The organism is Selenomonadales bacterium (genome assembly GCA_017442105.1).
In the GTDB taxonomy this organism is placed as follows: domain Bacteria; phylum Bacillota; class Negativicutes; order RGIG982; family RGIG982; genus RGIG982.
The window spans coordinates 1-7,637 of the sequence record JAFSAX010000161.1; the positions used below are offsets into that span (position 1 = coordinate 1).

At 45.8% G+C, this 7,637-nt stretch carries 7 protein-coding genes and 1 pseudogene; all 8 read right to left on the reverse strand.

Annotation, left to right across the window (positions count from 1 at the left end):
• The coding region (locus IJN28_06435) for a hypothetical protein (GenBank protein ID MBQ6713405.1) at nucleotides 1–592 on the reverse strand (592 nt) is incomplete at its 3' end.
• Nucleotides 593–827: 235 nt separating this feature from the next.
• Nucleotides 828–1,781 carry a carbon-nitrogen hydrolase family protein gene (locus IJN28_06440; GenBank protein MBQ6713406.1) on the reverse strand — a complete coding sequence of 318 codons (954 nt, stop codon included), beginning with the start codon at nucleotides 1,779–1,781 and terminating at the stop codon, nucleotides 828–830.
• A gap of 174 nt (nucleotides 1,782–1,955) precedes the next feature.
• Nucleotides 1,956–4,037, reverse strand: a complete 2,082-nt coding sequence (locus IJN28_06445; GenBank protein ID MBQ6713407.1) for a polyribonucleotide nucleotidyltransferase — start codon at nucleotides 4,035–4,037, stop codon at nucleotides 1,956–1,958.
• Between the two features lie 173 nt (nucleotides 4,038–4,210).
• Entirely contained in the window at nucleotides 4,211–4,477 is a 267-nt protein-coding gene (gene rpsO / locus IJN28_06450; protein ID MBQ6713408.1) for a 30S ribosomal protein S15, read from the reverse strand.
• Between the two features lie 150 nt (nucleotides 4,478–4,627).
• Nucleotides 4,628–5,548: a bifunctional riboflavin kinase/FAD synthetase gene (locus tag IJN28_06455; protein MBQ6713409.1), complete on the reverse strand. Its 921-nt coding sequence runs from the start codon at nucleotides 5,546–5,548 to the stop codon at nucleotides 4,628–4,630.
• A gap of 19 nt (nucleotides 5,549–5,567) precedes the next feature.
• On the reverse strand, nucleotides 5,568–6,446 hold the full coding sequence (truB, locus tag IJN28_06460; protein MBQ6713410.1) for a tRNA pseudouridine(55) synthase TruB: 879 nt from the start codon (nucleotides 6,444–6,446) through the stop codon (nucleotides 5,568–5,570).
• A pseudogene (locus tag IJN28_06465) lies at nucleotides 6,446–7,395 on the reverse strand (bifunctional oligoribonuclease/PAP phosphatase NrnA). Before IJN28_06465 ends, truB begins: the two are co-directional and overlap by 1 nt.
• Nucleotides 7,392–7,637, reverse strand: a 246-nt coding sequence (rbfA, locus tag IJN28_06470; protein MBQ6713411.1) for a 30S ribosome-binding factor RbfA, incomplete at its 5' end; no start/stop codon positions are given. The pseudogene IJN28_06465 and the gene rbfA, both read right to left, overlap by 4 nt.

Below are 7,637 nucleotides of genomic sequence, written 5' to 3' on the forward strand. Positions count from 1 at the left end.
CATTTTCATCCCATTCAACGCCTTTTTCTGCATATTTTCTCGGCATCGGATTCTCTTTCATAAACGCACGGTCATGTTCCTTGCGCAATTTATGCAGGATCGTCATCAGCACAGCCATCTCTATCTGAAAGAATTTTATCTGAAGCGAATGTCTGTAATAACATATCGTATAATTCTCATACTCCGTCTTATGCTCTTCGCTAACAAAATTACCAACATAGACTCCGCATATCTCACGAATTTCTTCCATTGTGGCGAACTTCTGTCGTACAAGCACCCATGCAAATCCCGCCAACTGTTCTCCTTCAGAAAAGCCCGCTTCGCTCATTCTCGCAAAAGTACGCAGTGCAACAACGATATACGGAATATTGGTTCCCGGAATATAATACCCCTCCAATCTTTTTGTCGCCAATATCGTCAAAAGAGAGATTGCTTCATCATATGTATCGCATCGATATATAGGATGCCCATGAGATGCCAAAGAAGACTCGTTTACAGCCTTATCGTGCAACACACCGTCTGATTTCTCTAAAAGAGAAAACAACTCGGGATAAGAGACGCTTAATTTTTCTTTTACAGGTGATAAGAACATCCTATTCGCCTCCTTTATTTCTTCACAGCTCAATCTTCTTACTTTCTATAGTATATACAACTTTAGGGAAAGATAGGTCGAATCGTATGCGACAAACCATTTTTATTTTTTCTTACTATTTACGAATATATTCTTTATTAAGAAAATAGCGACAGAGGTCATACTCTGTCGCTATTTTCGATTCACTACCATATAATTTTCGGTATACATCTTTAGAATATTAATAATTTATTGGTCAGTCCTGCCAAATCACATTCGTTTTTTTCTTCGTATTAACGATCAGTTGGAACACATCAGGTCTGCTGTAATGACCCATAACATCAAAATCAAACTGTCCTTGTGCCACTTGTCCGAGATCAAGATCAGCATAGATGATTGTTTCTTTGCCAATAACAGGTTCAACGACAAATGCTCCGAGCGGATTCACGACACAACTGCCGCCACGGCACATTTCTTCAGGCAAGTCTTTGAATTCATCACTCGACGCAATATCTTCAGGATAATCGGACTTGGACGAATATTGATTACAACCGATAACGAAGCAACGCCCTTCGATCGCGATATGGCGCATCGTAGCGAACCACGTATCACGACTGTCTGCCGTCGGTGCTACGTATATCTGAACACCTTGCGCATACATCGCCGCACGTGCAAGCGGCATATAGTTTTCCCAGCAAATAAGGGAACCTATACGACCAAACGGTGTTTCGATAACTTTGAGCGTACTGCCATCACCTTCGCCCCAGATCAAGCGTTCCGAAGCAGTCGGTTTGAGTTTACGATGTTTGCCAAGCAGTTTACCGTCAGGACCGAAATAAAGCGCCGTACAGAACACTGTTCCTTCACTCGTATCTTGGTCTTTTTCGATAACGCCGATCACACAATATACTCCAGCTTCTTTTACTGCCGCACCGAGCGCATCAGTATCGGCACTCGGTACTTGAATAGCATTGTCCCAATAACGCTGATAAGCTTTACGTCCTTCCAAAGAACGACTGCCCACAACTGCACCGAACCCCATACCACGCGGATAACAAGGAATAAACGCCTCAGGGAATACAACAAGCTGTGCGCCGTTTTGACCTGCTTCAATGAGCAATTTTGATGCTTTTTCGATGCAGCCTTGCTTATCCATGATGACCGAACCCGCTTGCACAACCGCTACTTTCACTTGATCCATCGTTCTCATTTACAACACCCTTTCACCTTGTATTTCAATAATATTTCTTTTCTAAACCATTTGCCATTATCAGACTATTCTGTTGATTTTATTTTATATTGTCAAAGTAAATTCGTAAAGATAATTTTTTCATGAATACATAAAACATAAAAGACCCCACTTCATAAAAGTGGGGTCTTACGCTTATTCTGCATCTGTAAGGAGTACTTTACGCGAGAGATTGACGCGGCCTTGACGGTCGATCTCGATAACTTTTACTTTCACAACATCGCCGATCGCTACGACGTCTTCTACTTTTTCTACGCGTTCTTTAGCAAGCTGAGAAATATGCACAAGGCCTTCTTTGCCCGGCAATACTTCTACGAATGCACCGAAGTTCATGATGCGCGTTACTTTACCTTCATACGTTTCGCCGACTTCGACTTCACGAACGAGGTCTTCGATCATCTTAACAGCTTTTTTACCTGCTTCCATATCGACAGCAGCGATGAACGTTTTACCATCATCTTCGATGTCGATTTTTACGCCGGTTTCTTCAATAATTTTTTTGATGATTTTGCCGCCTGGTCCAATGACATCGCGGATTTTGTCCGGATGAATCTGGAGCGTAATGATGCGCGGTGCATACGGCGACAATTCTTCTCTCGGCTGGTCGATCGCTTCGAGCATTTTGCCGAGGATATGCATTCTGCCGCGACGAGCTTGTGCAAGTGCGTCAGTAAGGATTTCTTTCGTAAGACCTTCGATCTTGATGTCCATCTGAATTGCCGTTACGCCTTCTGTCGTACCTGCAACTTTGAAGTCCATATCACCGAGAGCATCTTCCATGCCCTGAATGTCTGTGAGGATCGTGTAGTTGTCCCCTTCTTTAACGAGGCCCATAGCAACACCCGATACCGGGCGTTTGATCGGCACGCCTGCGCTCATGAGCGACATCGTGCTGCCGCATACGCTGGCCATCGAACTGGAGCCGTTCGATTCCAAGATTTCCGATACAAGGCGGATCGTGTACGGGAATACATCTTCCGACGGGATCATCGGAACGAGTGCACGTTCTGCAAGTGCGCCATGACCGATCTCACGACGACCCGGACCGCGGGACGGTCTTGTTTCGCCGACGGAGAATGCAGGGAAATTATAGTGGTGCATATAACGTTTCGATTCTTCCGTGCCAAGTCCGTCAAGGATCTGTTCATCACCGATCGCACCAAGCGTCGTGATCGTGAGAGCCTGCGTCTGACCACGCGTGAAGAGTGCCGAACCATGCGTACGAGCGAGCAAGTCTACTTCGCACGTGATCGGGCGAACTTCTTCGATGCCACGACCATCAGGACGAATTTTTTCGTCTGTGATCATATGACGAACGATATTTTTAAGCGTTTTGTGCATGATATAGCTGAGTTTTTTGCCTTCTTCCGGATAGATTTCGGCAAAGTGTTCCATTGCTTCCGCTTTGACTGCATCAACAGCAGCATCGCGGCTGTGCTTGTCCGCATTGCGAACAGCTTCATTGAGCTTGTCCGAGATATATTCTTTGACAGCCTGTTCCATGTCTTCCGGTACCGAGAAAAGTGCGATTTCACGTTTCGGCTTACCTGCAACGGCTACCATGTCGTTCACGAATGCAACGATTCGTTTGATTTCTTCATGTCCGAACAAAATTGCTTCCAAGATAACATCTTCCGGAAGTTCATTTGCACCTGCTTCTACCATGGAAATCGCATCTGCCGTACCTGCTACTGCAAGGTTGAGATCGCTTTGTTCCATCTGTTCAACTGTCGGGTTGATGATGAACTGACCATTGACGCGACCAACGCGAACACCACCGATCGGACCGTTAAACGGAATATCCGACAACGAGAGTGCTGCAGAAGCACCGATCATAGCTGCGATCTCAGGTGCATTATCCTGTTCTACCGAGAGTACCGTAGCAACGATCTGTACGTCATTGCGGAAACCTTCTGCGAAGAGCGGACGGATCGGACGGTCAAGAAGACGACTGAAGAGGATAGCCGATTCACTCGGACGACCTTCACGTTTGATAAAACCACCCGGAATCTTACCAACCGAGTATAATTTTTCTTCATAATCAACTGTGAGCGGGAAGAAGTCGATTCCTTCACGCGGTTCTGCCGATGCCGTAGCTGTTACCAATACAGCCGTGTCACCATAGCGAGCCAAAACAGCGCCGCTTGCCTGTTTTGCCATTTTTCCTGTTTCGATGGTAAGGGTTCTGCCACCCAATTCCATTTCAAAAATATGCATACCTATGCATTCCTCCTACTATTCTTTACTATTAACATAGATTGATTCGACATTTTTCTTTTTTTACCTGCTAATAAAACCTGTTTCGTAAAATAATATTCCCATTCTTCATCTTTTTTGTTTGGATATACAAAAAGAGCGCTGGATATCCAACGCTCTTTTGTAATCTCAGATTACTTACGGATGTTCAATTTAGCGATGATCGCACGGTAACGTTCGATATCGATTTTACGCAAGTAGTTCAAAAGACCACGACGGTGACCAACCATTTTCAAGAGGCCACGACGGGAATGATGGTCTTTTTTGTGTTCTTTCAAGTGTTCCGTCAAGTACACGATGCGGTGCGTCAAGAGAGCGATCTGTACTTCCGGGGAACCCGTATCGCCTTCATGCGTGCGGTACGTTTCGATAATCTGTTGTTTCTGTTCTGCAGTGATCATTATTTATTCCTCCTAATATTATGATCCCCACCGCCAAGATATCCGTCGGAGTGTCGGAAGTCCTAGCGTCGGTTCATTATTTTTGCGTGAATCACGCGATTATTAGTATATCACAGAATACGATATCTGTAAAAGGGTTTTCGCCAAAAATCAAAAATATTTTTTTGCCGTTTCAACATCTTGATGAAGCTGGTTGACAAGTGCTTCGATGCCACTGAATTTCTGTTCGTTGCGCAATTTTGCCAAGAATTCGATCGTCAATTCCTGACCATAGATATCTGCCGCAAAATCCAAGATATGAACTTCGATATGACGATAGATACCGTCGAACGTTGGATTCGTTCCGATATTGGCAACAGCCGAATGGGTCACACCATCTGCAGTAATGGCACGTACGGCATAGACACCGTTATTCGGTACAGCAGCTTCCGGTGGCAGATCAAGATTAGCTGTCGGGAATCCGATCGTACGACCGCGTTCATCACCATGAACGACTGTCGAAGTCAAACGGAAGTCACGTCCTAAAAGGTCAGCCGTCTTTTCTACATTACCGTCGTTGATATAGCCGCGGATCAAAGTCGAGCTGATGAGGTCATCTGTATCGCAGACAGCTTCATGGATCTTAACTTCGAATCCGTATTTTTTGCCGAATTCTTTTAAGAGCTCGGAGTTGCCTTGATTTTTGTAACCGAACGTATAATTCGGACCGACAACAACGAATTTCGGCTCATATGCTTCAATCAACATGCGAATGAAATCTTCTGCACCGATCGACAATACTTCTTTAGTAAACGGAATATTGACAAGTACATCAACGCCGAGATCGCGCATAACGATCTGTTTTTCTTCGTTTGACATCAATCGTACAGGGCAGCGTTCGGGCGCAACGACCGAGAGCGGATGATTACTGAACGTGAATACGAGCGATGTGCCGCCGATCTCACGTGCACGCGCTACCGCTGCACCGATGACTTGTTGATGTCCTCTGTGAACACCGTCAAACGTTCCGAGCGCAATGCAGATATTCGCATATTTATCTTTTAATTGACTAAGCTCCGTACAAAGTTCCAATTATTTTCACCTCTTACTACTATTCCCCATCGGCCGATAAATGGAATACCTTCTCAGGTATCAGTCTTGTTCCATTTTCGGACACGCGGGCAATCCCCACGAATCGGTCACCAATATAAACGCGGACACGGTTTGCGTGACATTTGATAATGCCGACAGTGCGTCCGTTTTCAAATGCGATGCCGTCCGTAGTCGTCAGCTGTACAGATGGGATGTCCGAGAGCACTTGATCCATTTGAAGAAGTGCGTTCTCACCAAGTTTGGCAAGTTCTTCTAACGTCTTGGCAGAATCCAAAGCGAACTTTCCCGCTCTCGTTCGAAGAAGGAAAGAAAGTACGGTCGGAATACCGAGTTTCTCACCAATATCGATGCACAGCGTACGAATATACGTTCCTTTCGAGCAATCTACGTCGATGACGATCGCATCATCACGTCGCTCGATGAGCGTAATTTTATGAATACGAACAGGCCTTGGTGTACGCTCGATCTCTTTGCCTTCACGTGCCAATTCGTATAATTTTTTTCCGTTTATCTTGATAGCAGAGTACATCGGTGGCAGCTGCTCAATGTCCCCCTCAAAGGAGTTGAGCACCGCTACGATCTCTTCCTCGGTTGGCATCGTATACGCCATTCGACAAATCTCATTGCCAGTGTCATCACCTGTATCGGACGACCAGCCGAATGTGATCTCTGCACGATATGCTTTATCATCTTTATCAAGATATTCTATCAATCTCGTCGCCATCCCCAATCCGACAGGCAATACCCCTGCTGCCGATGGGTCAAGCGTTCCCGTATGACCGACACGTTTTAATCCATACATTCTTCGTACAGCAGAAACGATATCGTGAGATGTCATTCCGGGCGGTTTTAACACGTTCAAAAATCCTTGCGTCATCACTTGCCTACTTCCGGCATAATAACAGCCAATAATTTTTCTCGTGCTTCTTCTATCGAGCCTTCGATGGAGCATCCTGCCGCACGCGCATGTCCGCCGCCGCCGAATGCATAGCAATTCGGCTGACATCAACAGTACGCGAACGCATACTGACTTTGACAGAAGAATCATCTCTTTGTTTGATCATCACAGCAACATCGACGCCTTCGATCTTGCGCGGATACGTAATAAGCTCGTCCGTGCTTTCATCATTTGCAAGCATATCCTTGGTTACTGTAATGATAGCGATCTTTCCTTCGGCAAAAAAGGCCATCGTTTGAAGCGCACGCACGGTAAGACGCATCGTGTTCACAGATACAGTTTCAAGTGCTTCGGCAATGACGTTTGGCTCTACACCGTATGCCAACAGCTCGGCACCGATCCGCATCGTAGTCGGTTTCGTATTCGCATAGCGGAAAAATCCGCAGTCGGTAGCGATCGCTGTATAAAGATTGATCGCAGTTTCTTTGGTGATCGGCACTTTAGCTTTCTCGATCAAACGATAGATAAGTTCGCCTGTTGCCGCCGCATCTGCATCAAGCCAGCGATAATCGGTAAATCCATGATTTGATACATGATGGTCGATATTAAGGGTAGGCGCATGAACGATCTCTCCGACGCGTCCGATCCGATCAGCCGTACTGGCATCAAGGATGACCAAAAGGTCTGCATTGATGCGACCGACTTCATCTACCGAACGAATCGCCTCCCAATGCGGAAGAATTCGATAAACAGGCGGAAGGACATCATCTATTACGATCGTGACCTGTTTTTCCTGACTTGCAAGGAATTCATAAAGGGCAAGCAGCGAACCGAGACTGTCTCCGTCGGGACTTACGTGCGCCGTTAAAACAAAAGATCGATTTTCTTTTAAAAGAGCCAGTACACCGGCTTCTGTTACCGCTTTCATCGGTTTTGCTCATCCCTTTGAATTTGATTGAGAAGTGTCTGAATATGCGCACTGTACTGGAGAGATTTGTCGATCTCAAGTGACAATTCGGGATTGAAACGCAAACGGATGCGTTTGCCTATCTCACTGCGCATAAATCCGAGTGCCTTATTAAGACCGATCCAGCAAGCTTTGTTCTGCTCTTCCGAGCCCATCATGCTGACATAGATCTTGGCATTTCTGAGGTCGCCTGTGACAGCGAC

Excerpts from the sequence above, each read along its gene's own strand:
- IJN28_06440 (MBQ6713406.1), bottom strand. The coding sequence starts at position 1,781 with ATGAGAACGATGGATCAAGTGAAAGTAGCGGTTGTGCAAGCGGGTTCG.
- IJN28_06445 (MBQ6713407.1), bottom strand. The coding sequence starts at position 4,037 with ATGCATATTTTTGAAATGGAATTGGGTGGCAGAACCCTTACCATCGAA.
- rpsO (MBQ6713408.1), bottom strand. The coding sequence starts at position 4,477 with ATGATCACTGCAGAACAGAAACAACAGATTATCGAAACGTACCGCACG.
- truB (MBQ6713410.1), bottom strand. The coding sequence starts at position 6,446 with ATGACGCAAGGATTTTTGAACGTGTTAAAACCGCCCGGAATGACATCT.